General features: G+C 26.5%; 17 protein-coding genes. 5 read left to right on the top strand and 12 right to left on the bottom strand.

All coding sequences use genetic code 11. The features are described 5' to 3' along the window. Positions 1–10: 10 nt before the first annotated feature. Both B5D11_RS04845 and B5D11_RS04840 read left to right on the top strand, forming a co-directional pair. Positions 11–640, top strand: coding sequence for an HAD family hydrolase (locus B5D11_RS04845; protein WP_078681922.1), 630 nt, complete (start codon positions 11–13; stop codon positions 638–640). Positions 641–891: 251 nt separating this feature from the next. Further along, on the top strand, positions 892–1,746 hold the full coding sequence (locus B5D11_RS04840; protein ID WP_078681921.1) for a YitT family protein: 855 nt from the start codon (positions 892–894) through the stop codon (positions 1,744–1,746). Between the two features lie 547 nt (positions 1,747–2,293). Here B5D11_RS04840 and hisJ read toward each other — a convergent pair. From hisJ to B5D11_RS04780, 12 genes are all read right to left on the bottom strand, one after another. Beyond that, positions 2,294–3,154 carry a histidinol-phosphatase HisJ gene (gene hisJ, locus B5D11_RS04835; RefSeq protein WP_242942246.1) on the bottom strand — a complete coding sequence of 287 codons (861 nt, stop codon included), beginning with the start codon at positions 3,152–3,154 and terminating at the stop codon, positions 2,294–2,296. Next, positions 3,138–3,473, bottom strand: coding sequence for a phosphoribosyl-ATP diphosphatase (hisE, locus tag B5D11_RS04830; protein ID WP_078681920.1), 336 nt, complete (start codon positions 3,471–3,473; stop codon positions 3,138–3,140). The genes hisJ and hisE overlap by 17 nt, the downstream gene beginning before the upstream one ends. Then, complete coding sequence (gene hisI / locus B5D11_RS04825) at positions 3,460–3,804, bottom strand: phosphoribosyl-AMP cyclohydrolase (protein WP_078681919.1); 345 nt, start codon at positions 3,802–3,804, stop codon at positions 3,460–3,462. The genes hisE and hisI overlap by 14 nt, the downstream gene beginning before the upstream one ends. Then, a complete protein-coding gene (hisF, locus tag B5D11_RS04820; RefSeq protein WP_078681918.1) occupies positions 3,797–4,564 on the bottom strand; it encodes an imidazole glycerol phosphate synthase subunit HisF in 768 nt (255 codons plus the stop codon). The genes hisI and hisF overlap by 8 nt, the downstream gene beginning before the upstream one ends. Before the next feature lie 3 nt (positions 4,565–4,567). Further along, positions 4,568–5,284 carry a 1-(5-phosphoribosyl)-5-[(5-phosphoribosylamino)methylideneamino]imidazole-4-carboxamide isomerase gene (gene hisA, locus B5D11_RS04815; RefSeq protein ID WP_078681917.1) on the bottom strand — a complete coding sequence of 239 codons (717 nt, stop codon included), beginning with the start codon at positions 5,282–5,284 and terminating at the stop codon, positions 4,568–4,570. Positions 5,285–5,350: 66 nt separating this feature from the next. After that, positions 5,351–5,971: an imidazole glycerol phosphate synthase subunit HisH gene (gene hisH / locus B5D11_RS04810; RefSeq protein ID WP_180376952.1), complete on the bottom strand. Its 621-nt coding sequence runs from the start codon at positions 5,969–5,971 to the stop codon at positions 5,351–5,353. Position 5,972: 1 nt separating this feature from the next. Further along, positions 5,973–6,560, bottom strand: a complete 588-nt coding sequence (gene hisB, locus B5D11_RS04805; protein WP_078681916.1) for an imidazoleglycerol-phosphate dehydratase HisB — start codon at positions 6,558–6,560, stop codon at positions 5,973–5,975. A gap of 25 nt (positions 6,561–6,585) precedes the next feature. Beyond that, complete coding sequence (gene hisC / locus B5D11_RS04800) at positions 6,586–7,635, bottom strand: histidinol-phosphate transaminase (RefSeq protein ID WP_078681915.1); 1,050 nt, start codon at positions 7,633–7,635, stop codon at positions 6,586–6,588. Next, on the bottom strand, positions 7,635–8,927 hold the full coding sequence (gene hisD, locus B5D11_RS04795; RefSeq protein ID WP_078681914.1) for a histidinol dehydrogenase: 1,293 nt from the start codon (positions 8,925–8,927) through the stop codon (positions 7,635–7,637). The genes hisC and hisD overlap by 1 nt, the downstream gene beginning before the upstream one ends. Positions 8,928–8,951: 24 nt before the next feature. Next, positions 8,952–9,593, bottom strand: coding sequence for an ATP phosphoribosyltransferase (hisG, locus tag B5D11_RS04790; protein WP_078681913.1), 642 nt, complete (start codon positions 9,591–9,593; stop codon positions 8,952–8,954). A 17-nt stretch (positions 9,594–9,610) separates the two neighbouring features. Beyond that, a complete protein-coding gene (gene hisZ / locus B5D11_RS04785; protein ID WP_180376951.1) occupies positions 9,611–10,591 on the bottom strand; it encodes an ATP phosphoribosyltransferase regulatory subunit in 981 nt (326 codons plus the stop codon). Positions 10,592–10,962: 371 nt separating this feature from the next. Next, the gene (locus tag B5D11_RS04780; RefSeq protein ID WP_078681911.1) at positions 10,963–11,469 is read right to left on the bottom strand and encodes a hypothetical protein; all 507 of its coding nucleotides are present in this window, start codon (positions 11,467–11,469) and stop codon (positions 10,963–10,965) included. 221 nt (positions 11,470–11,690) lie between these two features. On the opposite strand from B5D11_RS04780, the gene B5D11_RS04775 reads away from it, so the two are divergent. The 3 genes from B5D11_RS04775 (at position 11,691) to B5D11_RS04765 (ending at position 15,758) form a co-directional block, all read left to right on the top strand. Further along, positions 11,691–12,974 (top strand): hemolysin family protein, encoded by a 1,284-nt coding sequence (locus B5D11_RS04775; RefSeq protein ID WP_078681910.1) that lies wholly within the window; start codon positions 11,691–11,693, stop codon positions 12,972–12,974. A 338-nt stretch (positions 12,975–13,312) separates the two neighbouring features. After that, complete coding sequence (locus B5D11_RS04770) at positions 13,313–14,422, top strand: hypothetical protein (RefSeq protein ID WP_078681909.1); 1,110 nt, start codon at positions 13,313–13,315, stop codon at positions 14,420–14,422. A 244-nt stretch (positions 14,423–14,666) separates the two neighbouring features. Continuing rightward, complete coding sequence (locus B5D11_RS04765; RefSeq protein ID WP_078681908.1) at positions 14,667–15,758, top strand: FAD:protein FMN transferase; 1,092 nt, start codon at positions 14,667–14,669, stop codon at positions 15,756–15,758. Positions 15,759–15,784 lie beyond the last annotated feature (26 nt).

Raw genomic sequence — 15,784 nt, 5'->3', positions numbered from 1 at the left:
GGGAATTAATTTGAAAAAAGCTGTTATTTTTGACATGGATGGAGTTTTAATAAATAGTGAATATTTTTATTTTAAAAGGAGGATGGATTTTTTTGATAGTTTAGGAATAGAGCCAGCAACACGTAATTTTAAAGATTTTGTTGGATTGAGTGATAGAATGATTTGGGAAAAATTAGTGCCAAATGATTTTATTAAGCGTAAATTGCTTAAAGAAAAGTACATTAAATATAGAGAAATAAATAAGATTGAATTTAAAAAAGTGTTAAATAATTCAGTTGAATATGTATTTATGGAGTTAAAAAAAAGAGAAATAAAACTAGCAATTGCATCTTCTTCAGAAAAAAAAGAAATATTTAGAATGATTAAGGAATGTGAATTAGAAAAATATATAGATTTTGTAATTAGTGGAGAAGAGTGTATCGAAAGCAAGCCAAATCCTGATATATATATAAAAACAATTAAAGCTTTAAATATATTACCAAAAGAAGCATTAGCAATAGAAGACTCTTTACTAGGTATTCAGTCAGCTAAGGCTGCAGGATTAGAAGTTGCAGCCTTATATCAAAAGGATTACGATTTAGATCAATCACAAGCCCGATATAAAATTAAGGACTTAAAAGAAATAATTGAATTAATTTAATCTATTTTGCATAAATAAAGTTAATATACAAACATATGAAAGATTTATTTCACATTTATATGAAAAACCAATAAAAATGAATTATATCTATCAAAATTAAAGTATAATTGCTGTAAATTCATTCTAACAAGTTTGAAAGATAATAAGGTTTAATATATTATTAATAGTAGTAGGTGCTTATTTATAAATTTTGAATAATATAGTATTTATTACAATTTATTATAAAAGTATAAAGAGAGAAGGTTTTTTAAGTGTTAAATGTGAATAAAAATCTCATTAAAAGAATACTTATGGTAAGCCTTGGAAGCTTAATTTATGCATTAGCTATAAATATATTTATAGCTCCTCATAAGCTTTTAAGTGGAGGAATTGCAGGAATTTCGCTTTTAGTGCAATACATTACAAAAGTACCATCAGGATATTGGGTTTTTATATTAAACATACCTATATTTATATTGGGACTTAAAAAGATAGATAAGGATTTTGTATTCTTTAGTATGATAGGTATGCTTACAATGTCTATATTTCTTGTATTAACTAAAGATATAAGCAGATTAATTATAGTAAATGATTTATTTATTTCAACATTATTTGGAGCCGTATTTAGCGGAATAGGTATGGGGTTAATATTCAAAAGCAGAGCATCACAGGGAGGAACTGACATAATAGCAGTTATCATAAGAAATAAAAATGGAGTTAAAATGTCTGATTTATATTTTATTTTAAATGGGACTATAGCTTTTTTGGGAATATTTTTTACTAGTATTGAACTTACTCTTTATACAATACTTTTAATGTTTATTAAATCTTTAGTAATAGATAAGGTTACAGAAGGTTTTGATCATAAAAAAATTGTTATTATAATTACACAAAAGGAAAAAGAAGTGTCCAATCTTATAATGGATGAAACTGGAAGAGGCACTACTTATTTATATGGAGAAGGAGCATATTCAGGAGAAAAGAAAAAGGTAATATATAGCTTAATGACTACAAAAGAACTAAATGATGTTAAAAAATTAATTGAAAAGATTGATCCAACATCACTTATTTCTATTTCAGAAGCAGAAGAAATAACAGGCAAAGGATTTTTGAAACCTGTTTTATAAAATATATTAAAAATATTAGAATGATTATGCTGATTAAATTACAAAGTTTTAATTATGTAATTTAATCAGCATTTTTTAATTGTTTTTAATTGCAGCTTCCACCTGAATTATCAGGATTATATATATCAAAAGAGTCGCCAAAAAGTCCTTTTCTATGAATTATTTTTGTGTTATTAAATATAAATGAAATGTCTTTTTCGGCTACAAATTTAATACCATCAACTTCTATAAAATCATCATTTTCAGTTTGTTCATCCAGAACAACTCCAAAGGATGGGCCGCCTCAGCCAAAGCCTTTTATAGAAAGTCTAACTGCACTTTTGTTTCTTTTTTTTAGATTTTCAAGTAAAGCTTTTTTTGTCTCTTCGTCTATAATAATATTCATTAAAAATCCTCCCTTCATTAAGACTAAGATATAAACTTTACCCTATAGGGGTATTATAGATATATTATATTATTCTACATTTAGTATGTCAAATATTTTTATAATATATTTATGATAGTGATTTTAATGATTAAAATAATTAAAAATTATAATACTCTAACATTATTTTATTTTTTTCTTTATCCAATGTCCTTTATCCATTTCGTAAATATATTCATATCCTGCATTTTTTATTAAATCCAATGCCTCTTCAAAGTAAAAATTAAGATTTTTTGGGAAATGAGCATCAGAATTAAGAACTATTGGTATATCCATATCACAACACTTTTTTAATATCCAAAAGCTAGGGTAGGGAGTGCTTAAATAACCTCTTGCTATAGCTCCTGTATTTACTTCTAAAAGAGTACCGGAATTTTTTATAACATTTAATGTTTTAGATATTTCTTCTTTATACCAAAATTCTTCTTCGTTAAAATGATTATTATTATGTTTTCTAATTAAATCTAAATGGCCTAATATATCAGGTTTATGTTCACAAAGCATTTTTCTTATAAGTCTATAATATTCACAAATAAAATCTTTAATATTACCATTAAAAAATATGTTAATAATTTTTTCGTATTCTTCTAAAGTATTATCTACAGGAAGATAATACTCAGTATTTTTATCTTTTATAAAATGTACAGAACCTATTGTATAATCAAGATTTAAATTTTTAAATTCCAAAGAATTTGGACCTAATATGTTTTCAATATAGTCAACTTCTAATCCACAGTATATATCTATTTGATTTTTATATTTTTCTTTAAGAACTGTTATTTCATTTATATAATTTATTAAATCTTCTTTTTTCATGTTACAGTCATTAGAAAAAGGAAGGGGAGCATGACTTGAAAAACCTAAAGATTTAAATCCTATTTTAATTGCTTCTTTTACATAATCTTCAAGACTCCCATGTCCATCGCAGAATATACAATGGGTATGATAGTTAGATTGTGGTTTAAATTTAACTATTTTTATCAACTCCAATTCTTTCAGGTTTTTTATTACCTGTTTTTTCTCTTCTTTTTGATAGTTCTTTTTCTATATCTTCTAATTTTATATTTTGTTCAACCATTAATACAAGAATATGATATATTAAATCAGATATTTCATATATGATTTCATTTTTGTTATTATTTTTACTTCCTATTATAACTTCTGAACATTCTTCGCCAACTTTTTTTAAAATTTTATCTAAACCTTTTTCAAAAAGATAGCTTGTATAAGAATTTTCTCCAGGATTTATTTTTCTATCTTCTATTATTTCATATAAATCTTTAATTACATTATTTTGATTCATAAATATTCTCCTTTATATTAATTTCTCTATAAAAACAGCTTCTATTTCCAGTATGGCAGGCTGCCCCTATTTGTTCAACTTTAATAAGAAGAGTATCGCCATCACAATCATAATTTATGCTTTTTACATATTGGAAATGGCCTGAAGTTTCTCCTTTGTTCCAAAGTTTTTGCCTAGAACGACTAAAAAACCATGTTGTACCTGTTTCTAATGTTTTTTTAAAAGATTCTTCGTTCATGTAAGCAAGCATAAGAACTTCATTATTATTAAAGTCTTGAATAATTGCTGGAATAAGTCCTTTTTCAAAAGCTATTTCATATTTATCAAGCATTTAATCTTACCTCCAATCCCTCTTTAGCAAGATAATTTTTAACTTGACTTATAGTAAGCTCTCTATAATGGAATAAAGATGCAGCAAGAGCAGCATCTGCTTTGGTATTTTTAAAAACTTCTGCAAAATGTTCAAGTTTCCCGCAGCCTCCTGAAGCAATTACAGGTATATTTACACTTTCTGATATTATTTTAGTAAATTCTATATCATAACCATTTTTTGTACCGTCAGCATCCATACTTGTTAAAAGTATCTCTCCTGCTCCTAAAGATTCAACTTTTTTTGCCCATTCAACTGCGTCAAGACCTGTATCTATTCTTCCTCCGTTTATATATACATTCCATCCACTACCGTCTTCTCTTTTCTTACCATCTATAGCTGTAACAACACATTGACTGCCAAATTTTCTAGAAGCTTCTTTTATTAAAGAAGGATTTTTAATAGCAGCAGAATTTACAGATACCTTATCAGCTCCGGCTCTTAATATATCTTTAAAATCATCTATAGTTCTAATGCCTCCTCCAACTGTAAGAGGAATAAAAACTTTTTCTGCAGTTTTTTCAACCACATCTATCATAGTTTTTCTTCCTTCATAAGTTGCACTTATATCAAGAAATACAATTTCATCTGCTCCTTCTTTGTTATAAAATTCTGCAATTTCCACAGGATCGCCAACATCTTTTAGGTTAACAAAATTTACGCCTTTGACCACTCTTCCCATGTTTACATCAAGACATGGTATTATTCTTTTAGTTAACATTATTTACTCCCTCCCTAAAACAATGGCGTCTTTTAAAGATATACTTTTGCTATATAATGCTTTACCAATTATTGCCCCATAAATATTCATATTTTTTAATATTTTAATATCCTCAATATCTTTAACTCCACCTGATGCTATTATATTGCAGGAAACTTTTTCGTTTAAAATACCAGTAGCTTCAAAATTTGGTCCTTTAAGTGTTCCATCTCTTCTTATGTCTGTAAAAATTATAGTTTTCACACCTATATCTTCCATGGTTTTTGCAAAATCAATATAGTTTGTTTGGCTTACTTTAAGCCAGCCATGAGTAGCAACATATCCGTCCTTTGCGTCTATACCTACAGCTATGTGTTCTGTGAAATTTTTTACGGCTTCTTTTACAAGTGAAAGATTACTTAAAGCAGCTGTTCCTAATATAACTCTATCTAGACCGCTTTCTATAAGTTTTTCAATTGTTTTAATATCTCTTATGCCTCCTCCAAGCTGTATTTTAAGATTTGTTTCTTTGATAACATTTTTTATTACATCTATATTTTTTATATCTCCTTCTAAAGCTCCATCTAAATCTACCATATGTATGTATTCAGCACCTTGAGCTTTAAAGTCTAAAGCTACATCTAAAGGATTTTCACCAACAACTTCAGATGTTGAAAAATCTCCTTGATATAATCTTACACATTTACCGCCTTTTAAATCCATTGCAGGGAATATTATCATATTAGTTCTCCTTTCAGTGGAAAATAAATTAATTAAAAATTTTTAATTAATTTATAAGTTGGTTTTTTAAAAATTATTAACCAGCTTATTAAAATTTCTAAGTATTTGCATTCCTACCTCTCCGCTTTTTTCAGGATGAAATTGAATACCGAATATATTATTTTTACAAACTATAGCTGGAATATCTATGCCATACTCAGTATAAGCTTTTAATATGTCATCTTCTTCTATTTTAGCAAAGTAAGAATGTACAAAATATACGAAAGAATCTTCTTTAACACCTTCTAAAAGAGGACAATCTGATTGAAATTTTAAATTGTTCCATCCCATATGAGGTACTTTTACATCTTTTTTTATTTCTAAAATCTTACCTTTAAAAAAGCCAAAGCCTTTAGTATCTGTAATTTCACAGCTTTCTTCAAAGAAAAGCTGCATACCAAGACATATTCCTAAAATAGGTTTTCCAATTTTAGCTTCTTTTTTTATTAATTCATAAAGTCCATTTTCCCTTAAACTTTCCATAGCATCAGGAAAAGCTCCAACTCCAGGAACTATAATACCTGAGCTTTTTTCTATATCTTCTTTTTTATCTGAAATAAATGAGTCTATATTTAAAAAGGTTAATGCTTTTTGAACACTTTTTAAATTTCCCATGCCATAATCAATTATAGCTATCAAATTTTTCACCTCACAATACACCTTTTGTTGACATAACACCTTTAATTTTTTCATCTATAGTTATTGCTTCTTTTAATGCTCTTCCTAATGCTTTAAATAAAGCTTCTGCCATATGATGATTATTTTTTCCATAAAGAATTCTAGCATGAAGAGTTATTCCAGCATTAAAAGCAAAAGCTCTAAAAAATTCTTCTATCATTTCTGTATCAAAATTTCCTAATTTATCTACTGTAAAGTCTGCATTAAAAACTAAAAAAGGTCTTGAGCTTATGTCCAAATGAACTTCGGCTAATGTTTCATCCATAGGGACAAAACTTGTTCCATATCTTTTTATAGAAATTTTTTCTTTTAAAGCTTCTTTTAAAGCACTTCCTAAAACTATACCTATGTCTTCAACAGTATGATGACTATCAACTTCTAAATCTCCTTGAGCATTTATATCTAAATCTAATTGACCATGTTTTGTAAAAAGAGTAAGCATATGATCAAAAAATCCTATTCCTGTGCTTCCTTTAAAAATACCTTCGCCATCTAAATTTAAACTTAACTTTATATTTGTTTCCAATGTTTTTCTCTGGATTTCTGTTTTTCTATTCATATAATCACCTTAAAATAAATAATAATTAATTTTCGCATATAGAATTAATAAAAGCTTCATTTTCTTTTCTGCTTCCAACAGTAATTCTTAAACAATTTTTTAATCGTGGGTTTCCAAAGCTTTTAATACTTATTGAAGCATTGAGTGCTTTTTCTTTTAAATCATGAGTACAATTTCCTTCTACAAGTATAAAATTTGCGGAGGTTTCATAAATTTTTATACCTTTAATTTTTTTTAGAGCATTATATAAATAATCTCTTTCTTTTAAAATAATATTAATATTATTTTTAATAAAATGAGGATTTCTTAAAATTACTGCTGCTACAGATTGAGTGATAGAATTAACATTAAAAGGTGGTTTAGCTTTTTTTATTTCACTTAAAAGAATCTCATTTGTAATCAAAAATCCAAGTCTTAATGCTGCAAGACCAAGTGCTTTAGAACAGGTCCTTAATATTATTAAATTTTCGTAAGTATCTATTTTATCAATAAGAGTTTCACCATAAAATTCATAATAAGCTTCATCAATTACAACTATGGAGTTAATATTTTCAATTATATTAAGTAAATCTTTTTCAGGAATAACTCCTCCAGTTGGATTGTTAGGATTTGATATAAAAACAAGTTTTACATTTTCTATATTAGCTTTTTTTATAAAGGCATTTGTATCTAATTTAAAATTATTATCTAATTCAAATTCGATATGTACGCCTCCTGCAAGTTTTGTATATATTTCATACATAGAAAAATCAGGGCTTAAAGTCATAACTTTATCTTTATATCCTATAAATGCATTTATAATAATTTGAATAAGTTCATCTGAACCATTGCCAGCTATTATGTTTTTAAAATTAGTTCCAGCATATTTTCCATAAAGCCTGCATATTTCTTCAGAACTTGGATCTGGATATCTATTAAAAAGAGTTTTTTCTATAGAATCTAAAAGTTCTTTTTTTAATTCTTTTGGAAAATTTAAAAAACTTTCGTTAGCATCTAATTTTATGTTACAGGTATTTTTTTCTGTTTCATATGGCTTAAATGTTTTTAAATCTTCTCTAAAAAATTTATTAATCATTATTCAAACCTCACTTTAATGGAATTAGCATGAGCAGTTAATTTTTCAGTTTCTGCAAGTTTTATTATATCGTCTTTTAAATCTTTTAATGCAGAATTAGTATAATAAATATAGCTTGATTTTTTAATAAAATCATCTACAGAAAGAGGAGAGAAAAACCTTGCTGTACCACTTGTTGGGAGTACATGATTAGGTCCTGCCATGTAATCTCCAAGAGGTTCTGGAGAGTATGCTCCAAGGAATATTGAGCCTGCATTTTTTATATCTCCTAATATTTCAAATGGTTTTTCAGTCATAACTTCAAGATGTTCTGGAGCTATGTAATTTGCAATTTTTAAGGCTTCATCTAAAGAATCTACAATTATAATAGCTCCATAATTTTTAAGAGATTCTTTTATTATTTCTTTTCTTTCTAAATTTTCTATTTGGCTTTCAAGTTCAATTTTTACATTTTGGGCTAAATTTTTAGATGTTGTAACTAAAATAGAAGAAGCAAGTACATCATGTTCAGCTTGAGACATTAAATCTGCAGCTAAAAATTTAGAGTCAGCAGTTTCATCTGCTATTATAAGTATTTCACTTGGACCTGCAATCATGTCAATATCAACAAAGCCATAGACGCTTCTTTTAGCCATTGCAACAAATATGTTACCTGGACCTACTATTTTATCTACCTTTTCAATTCTTTCAGTACCAAATGCAAGAGCACCGATAGCTTGAGCCCCTCCTGCTTTAATTATTGTGTCTACTCCAGCAATATGAGCTGCAACTAATATATTTGGATTTATGCTTCCATCTTTTAAAGGGGGGGTAGTCATTGTTATATTCTTAACTCCAGCAACTTTTGCTGGAACTGCATTCATTATAACTGATGAAGGATAAGCGGCAGTACCTCCAGGTACATATATACCTACTTTTTCAAGAGGCCTTATAGTCTGTCCTAATATAACTCCTTTATCTTTTGTAGTTATAAAAGAATTTCTTTTTTGTTTTTCATGAAAGTATTCAATGTTTTCTTTAGATTTTTTTATAGCACCAATAAATTTATCATCTACTTTTTTAAAAGCTTCTTCAATTTCTTGTTTAGATACTATAAAATTATTTAAGTTAATATTTGTACTATCAAATTTTTTTGTATATTCAATTAAGGCTTTATCACCATTATTTTTTATATCTTCTAAAATGTCAGAAACTTTATTTATTACATCACTTTGAACCTGTTCAGCTCTTTTTTTTAGAGAAGATATATAATTTTTGCCTTCATAACTATTACCATAAATAATATTTATCATCATAACCCTCCTTGTTTTTATATGCTATTTTACATTTTCATCAACGTATTTTTGTACTTTTTCTATAAGAGTTCCAATTTTGTTTTTATTTATCTTCATACTTGCTCTATTAACTATCATTCGAGCACTTATATCGCATATTTTTTCTATTATAATAAGTCCATTTTCTTTAAGAGTTGTTCCAGTTTCTACAATATCTACAATAGCATCTGAAAGTCCAAGTATAGGAGCCAGTTCGACAGATCCTTCTATTTTTATTAATTCAACATCTTCTCCTTTGTTCCTAAAGAAATTTCTTGCTACATTAGGATATTTTGTTGCAATTCTTTTTCTTTTAAGACTATTATAATTTTTATAATCAGGAAGTGCTGCTACATTAAAGCTGCATCTTCCAAACTTTAAATCTACAACTTCATAAAAATCTTTTTCTTGCTCTAAAAGAGTATCTTTACCTACTATACCTATATCAGCAGCGCCATATTCAACATAAGTAAGAACATCAGTAGATTTTACCAAAACAAATTCAATGTTATTTTTATCATCTTTAAAAATAAGTTTTCTTCCTTTATCTTTTAGCTCTGTGCAATCAATTCCGATATTTTCAAACATATTAATTGAAAATTTTTCAAGTCTGCCTTTAGTAAGTGCAATTCTTATATTTTTCATACTATCTCTCCTGTAATTTATATTTCATAATCTTTTATATTGTCTATATTTATTCCAAAGCCAGCTGCAGGAATATCTTCACCAAATTGAGCTATAAGGCTGTCATAGCGTCCCCCACTTAAAATTTCAGCACCAGTTTTTTTGCTATAAGCTTTAAAAGTCATTCCTGTATAGTAATTTATGTGTTGAACCATACCTAAATCTATTGATAAAAATTTACTCAAGCCGAAAGTTTCTAATTTTTTGTATATATCAGAAATATTTTTTAAAGATTTAAGAGCATTTTCATTATTTGTTAAGCTTTTAGCTTTTTCAAGTATTTCAATGCCGCCAAAAAGCTTAGGCAGATTTTTTAAAATTTCTGTATTTTTATAAAGTTTATATTTGTTACAATCAACAAAATCTTCAAGTGCGGTAAAATTTTTATTTTCTACTAATCGTCTGAGTTTTTCTAAATCTTCTTCATAAAGATCTATATTTTCAATTAAAGATTTAAAAAAATCAGCTTGACCAAGTTCTATTTCAAAATCTTTAATTCCAATAGAAAGAAGAGATTTTATAGCTGTTATTATAACCTCTAAATCAGCTTCTACTCCAGAAGTACCAATTATTTCTATACCAGATTGAGTTATTTCGCTAAGTTTACCGCCTAAAGATTCATTCATCCTAAATATATTTCCACTATAACAGATTTTTAAAGGATAATTTGCTCCTTTAAGCCTTGTTGCTGCAATTCTAGCTATTGGAGTTGTCATATCAGGTCTTAAAACTAATATCCTACCGTTATTATCAAAAAGTTTATACATTTTTTCTTGCTCTATAGAAAGATTGTCTAAATGAAATACATCATAAAATTCTAAAGTAGGGGTAATAACCTCTTGAAAGCCATTTTCTAAATAAAAATTTCTAAGTGTATTAATTATATCTATTTTTTTTGTGCACTCATCAAACAATAAATCTCTTGTACCTTCGGGTATGTATTTTTTCCACTTACTCAAAATAGTACACTCCTCTATCATTTTATTAATTTATCGCTTTACCATGATAAATTAATAAAATGATAGCACTTTATATATTAAGTGTCAAGACTTTAAAAATATTTTAGTTAAATTTTAAATTATTATAAAAATTAAATGTATAAATTTTAAATTATAAAGAATAATAACTACTAGAGAATATTTCATGAGGGAAGTTAGGAAATGCACAATAATGCAAAGTCCTATGGTGTTGCTGCTTTTCTTGTGAAATATTCTTTTTAGATTTTTAACTATCAATTTTAATTTTTTATGAAATTATTAAAACAAATATAAAAAAATAAATATAAATAAAAGGACGGTATTAAAAATAAAATTCCGTCCTTCAAAATTATCTACTTTTCATCTATTGTACTTAAAAATGATAATAGATCATCTAAATCAGCATCAAATTCAACAAGATATTTATATTTTTTTTCTAAAGCAGTTAAAGTTCTATCTAGCCCTATAATTCCTTCAGAATAATTTTTAGCATTTATATTATCATTTGCTGTATTTATATTTTCCCATACAAGTCTTTCCTGCTCACCTATTTTATATAAATGCTCCATAATAACATCCATTCTTTCATCTATCTGTTGATTTAAAACATCTTGTGGAATTACAGCATTTTCAGGAACTTTTACTAATAAATCTTCTGCTTGTTTACTTTTCTTTTCTACTTTTGTTTCTAAATTTTTATTTATTTCAAATTGCTTTTTTATAAGCTTTCTTTTTTCTTCAATTTCTAAAAGCAAAGGATTATTATCTTCATTTGAAATTAATGATTTAGCACTAACTATATCAAAAGAAAAAAACAAAATTACAAGTGGTAATAAAAGGCATAATTTATATTTTTTCATATCATTACCTCCTTATAATGGCAAAGTATTATTTTATTATTTAAATACTTAATAGTATTTTTCCGATAAATATAATATATATGTTAGTGAATTAAAGACATAATATAAAGGTATTATTAATTGTTTAAATAATTGTTTATTTATATAATTTTAGGTATAATATATCCTAAGTAATACTTTTTAGTTAATACTTTCTATTAAATAAATGTGAGGGGAAAATAATGGCAGAATTATTATTAATTATAATTTTAATTTTAATTAATGCTTTTTTTGCAGCTTCAGAGATGGCTATAGTTTCATTAAATAGAACAAAAATAACACATCTTGCTAATGAAGAAAATAAAAAAGCAAAAACTTTATTAAAACTTATGGAAGAGCCAAGTAAATTTTTAGCAACAATTCAAGTTGGTATTACTATGGCAGGATTTTTAGCTAGTGCTTCTGCAGCTACATCTATGTCAAAGCCTTTAGCAAAATTTTTATTAAAATTAAATATTCCAGGAAGCGATCAAATAGCATTATTTTTAGTAACTATAATACTTGCTTATATTACTTTAGTATTAGGAGAATTAGTGCCTAAAAGAATAGCACTTCAAAATTCTGAACGTATAGCAATGGCATCAATTAATATCATAATTTTTATATCTAAAATTACTCTGCCTTTTGTAAAAATACTTACTGCATCCACTAATTTAATTATGAGAATATTAGGAAATAAAGATGAAAGTATAGAAGAAAAGGTATCAAAAGAAGAAATAATGATGATGATTGATGTAGGGGAAGAAACTGGAATTTTAAATCAGACTGAAAAAGAGATGATAGATGGTATATTTGATTTTGATGATACTCTTGCAAAAGAAGTAATGACTCCTAGAACAGATGTGTTTGCTGTAGATATAGATACTCCAATTGAAGAACTTATAAACAAAGTAATGGACGAACAATTTTCAAGAATACCTGTGTATGAAGGCGATATAGATAATATTATAGGAATATTATATTTAAAAGATTTATTTATTTATTCAAGAAAAGAAGAAATTACTAAAGAAACTTTAATAAAAATATTAAGAACACCTTATTTTGTTCCAGAAACTAAAAATATAGATGAACTTTTTAGAGAGCTTCAAAGCAATAAGAACCATATGGCAATACTTATAGATGAATATGGTGGTTTTTCAGGCATAGTTACTATTGAAGATTTAATTGAAGAAATTGTAGGAAATATATTTGATGAATATGACGATATAGTCATAGAAGATATAACTAAAGTTGATACAAATACTTATATAGTAAATGGTGCTACATCAATAGATGATATAAATGAAACTCTTCATATTAATCTGCCTTCTGATAATTATGATACTATAGGAGGTTTTGTTATTGATATTTTAGGAAGTATTCCAAAAGAAGATGAACATCTTGTTGTAGAATATGAAAATTTAACTTTTGAGATTGAAAAAGTAGAAGAAAAAAGAATTGAAAAATTAAAGATATGTATAAATTAAATTTATGTATATATTTTTTAAAATTTTATTATATTTTATAAATATGATTAATATGATTAAGATATAATAAACTAAAAACTATTTTCATTATTATACAATTTATAGTGTTTCTAAATTTCTATTACATCTATATATAATAAGCAGGTAATATTTAATAAAAATATTTTTGTAAGATAATCATAAACATATAATAATAAAAATTAAAAATAATAATTTAATAATTTTTATAATAATTTAATAATTTTTTTCAAAAACTATTGTCAATTTATTAACAATATGATAATATTTAGTTATGATTGGAATAAAAATCAAATTATTTATATGAATGGGGGATAAAAATGAAAAAGAAAATTTCAGTTTTATTAGCAACTGTATTTGCATTTTCAATGCTATCAGGATGCGCAAATAAAGGAGAAACTACTCCAGCTGCAAATAATGATAAACCAGCTGCTACTGAACCAGCTAAAAATAATGAAAATACTAAAACAGAAGGAAACATAGTAAAATTAGGTCTTGGACATATTACTTCAATTAGTAAATCAAAAGATTTAGAAACTGGAAAAGGTGCACTTGGCCAAGTAGATACATCTTTAGTTGCTGCTGGATTTGATAAAGATGGAAAAGTTGTATCAATAACTATTGATAACGCACAAACTAAAGTAGAATTTAATGATGATCTTTCATTAAAAACAGATGTTAAAGCAGCAGGACAAACTAAAGTTGAACTTAAAGATAAATATGGTATGATAAAGGGCTCTAAAATTCAAAAAGAATGGTATCAACAAGCTGAAGCTCTTGAAAAATGGATGGTTGGAAAAACTGTTGATGAAATAACTTCTATGAAGACTAAAAAAGTTAATGATGAACATCCACAAGTTCCAGATGTTCCAGAATTAACTTCATCAGTTACTATTAATGTTGGAGAATATATTGAAGCTGTAGAAGAAGCATATAAGAATGCTATTGATGTTACTGGCGGTGTAAAAGTTGGTCTTGGACATGAAATATCATCTGCTAAATCTACAGGATTAAATGGAGATAAAACTCCTCTTGCACAAGTTGATACTTCATTAGTTGCTGCAGCATTTGATAAAGATGGAAAAGTTGTAGGAGCTATAATTGATAGTGCGCAAACTAAAGTTCCATTTGATAAAAACGGTAAAATAACTGTTGATAAGACAGCACCACAACAAACTAAAGTTGAACTTAAAGATAAATATGGTATGATAAAGGGCTCTAAAATACAAAAAGAATGGTATCAACAAGCTGAAGCTCTTCAAAAATGGATGGTTGGAAAAACTGTTGATGAAATAACTTCTATGAAGACTAAAAAAGTTAATGATGAACATCCACAAGTTCCAGATGTTCCAGAATTAACTTCATCAGTTACTATTAATGTTGGCGAGTACCTTGCTGCATTAAAAGAAGCATATACAAATGCAAAATAATTTAAATTAATAGGCTGTATAATAGCCACAAATCAAGTGCTTTCGTTAAGTTTATTAGCATTTAAACAAACGAAAAGTACTAGGATTTGTGGCTATTCTTTTTAAAAGATGTATAAATTCCGTTTAATGTAAAAAAGAGAATATTTTATTTATTTTTGATTAATATATGGCTATACATAATTTATTTATAATACTTTTTTCTATTTTAAATAAAAATTAAATTTTATGTAATTGGAGGATATTTATGAAAAAAATAATAACTTTAATTTTGACGGTAATTTTAACTTCTTGTCTTTTTATAGGCTGTAAGAAAGAAATTAAATATAATAAATATACTGATAGTTTTTTCGATACTTTTGATACTGTGGTAATAGTTGTAGGATATACAAAAACAGAAGAAGAATTTAAATCATATTTTAATAAAATTCATGAAGAATTTCAAAAATATCATAAACTGTATGATATATATAATAACTATGATGGAATAAATAATATTAAAACTATAAATGATAATGCAGGAATAAAGCCTGTAAAAGTCGATAAAGAAATAATAGATCTTATAAATTTTTCAAAAGAATGGTATAAAAAAACAGGAGGAAGAACTAACATTGCTATGGGTTCAGTTACAAGCATATGGCATGATTATAGAGAGGAAGGGATTGAAGATCCTTTAAATGCAAAACTTCCTCCTTATGAAAAATTAAAAGAAGCTGGAAAGCATATTGATATGGATAAAGTGGTAGTAGATGCTAAAAATAGTACTGTTTATTTAGAAGATAAAAATATGAAATTAGATGTAGGTTCTGTAGGGAAAGGATATGCTACTGAGGTTATAGCTCAAAAAATTATGAAAGAAGGATTTACATCAGGGATAATAAGTGCTGGAGGTAATGTAAGAGCTTTAGATAAACCTCTTGATAATATAAGGGAACGCTGGGGAGTAGGAATTCAAAATCCAGATAAGTCTATATTATCAGATGATGCTGATAAATATATAGATACTATATTTATAAAAAATGCTTCAGTTGTAAGTAGTGGTGATTACGAAAGATATTATGTTGTTAATAATAAAAAATATCATCATCTTATAGATCCAGATACTCTTATGCCTGGTGAATATTATAAAGCAATAACTGTAGTAACACAAAATTCAGGACTTGCTGATTTTCTCTCTACAACATTATTTTTACTTCCATATGATAAAAGCCGTGCACTTGTAGAAAGTATTAATGGTGTTGAAGCATTATGGGTTATGAAAGATGGGAAAATAGAAGCAACAGATGGAATGAAGAAAATAATGAAAAGTAATGGAGCTACAGGAGCCGAATCACAATAAATATTAAAAATTAAAGGAAGATTATA

Source organism: Clostridium sp. USBA 49, assembly GCF_900167505.1.
Taxonomy (GTDB): domain Bacteria; phylum Bacillota; class Clostridia; order Clostridiales; family Clostridiaceae; genus Clostridium_AT; species Clostridium_AT prolinivorans.
Note: the sequence above shows the minus strand (reverse complement) of the source record. Positions and strands in the feature narration are given on the sequence as shown.

Bases quoted from the DNA above. Each gene is read 5' to 3' on its own strand.
- hisE (WP_078681920.1), bottom strand. From the start codon at position 3,473: ATGAATCAAAATAATGTAATTAAAGATTTATATGAAATAATAGAAGAT.
- hisI (WP_078681919.1), bottom strand. From the start codon at position 3,804: ATGCTTGATAAATATGAAATAGCTTTTGAAAAAGGACTTATTCCAGCA.
- hisF (WP_078681918.1), bottom strand. From the start codon at position 4,564: ATGTTAACTAAAAGAATAATACCATGTCTTGATGTAAACATGGGAAGA.
- hisA (WP_078681917.1), bottom strand. From the start codon at position 5,284: ATGATAATATTCCCTGCAATGGATTTAAAAGGCGGTAAATGTGTAAGA.
- hisB (WP_078681916.1), bottom strand. From the start codon at position 6,560: ATGAATAGAAAAACAGAAATCCAGAGAAAAACATTGGAAACAAATATA.
- hisC (WP_078681915.1), bottom strand. From the start codon at position 7,635: ATGATTAATAAATTTTTTAGAGAAGATTTAAAAACATTTAAGCCATAT.
- hisD (WP_078681914.1), bottom strand. From the start codon at position 8,927: ATGATAAATATTATTTATGGTAATAGTTATGAAGGCAAAAATTATATA.
- hisG (WP_078681913.1), bottom strand. From the start codon at position 9,593: ATGAAAAATATAAGAATTGCACTTACTAAAGGCAGACTTGAAAAATTT.
- B5D11_RS04780 (WP_078681911.1), bottom strand. From the start codon at position 11,469: ATGAAAAAATATAAATTATGCCTTTTATTACCACTTGTAATTTTGTTT.
- B5D11_RS04775 (WP_078681910.1), top strand. From the start codon at position 11,691: ATGGCAGAATTATTATTAATTATAATTTTAATTTTAATTAATGCTTTT.
- B5D11_RS04770 (WP_078681909.1), top strand. From the start codon at position 13,313: ATGAAAAAGAAAATTTCAGTTTTATTAGCAACTGTATTTGCATTTTCA.
- B5D11_RS04765 (WP_078681908.1), top strand. From the start codon at position 14,667: ATGAAAAAAATAATAACTTTAATTTTGACGGTAATTTTAACTTCTTGT.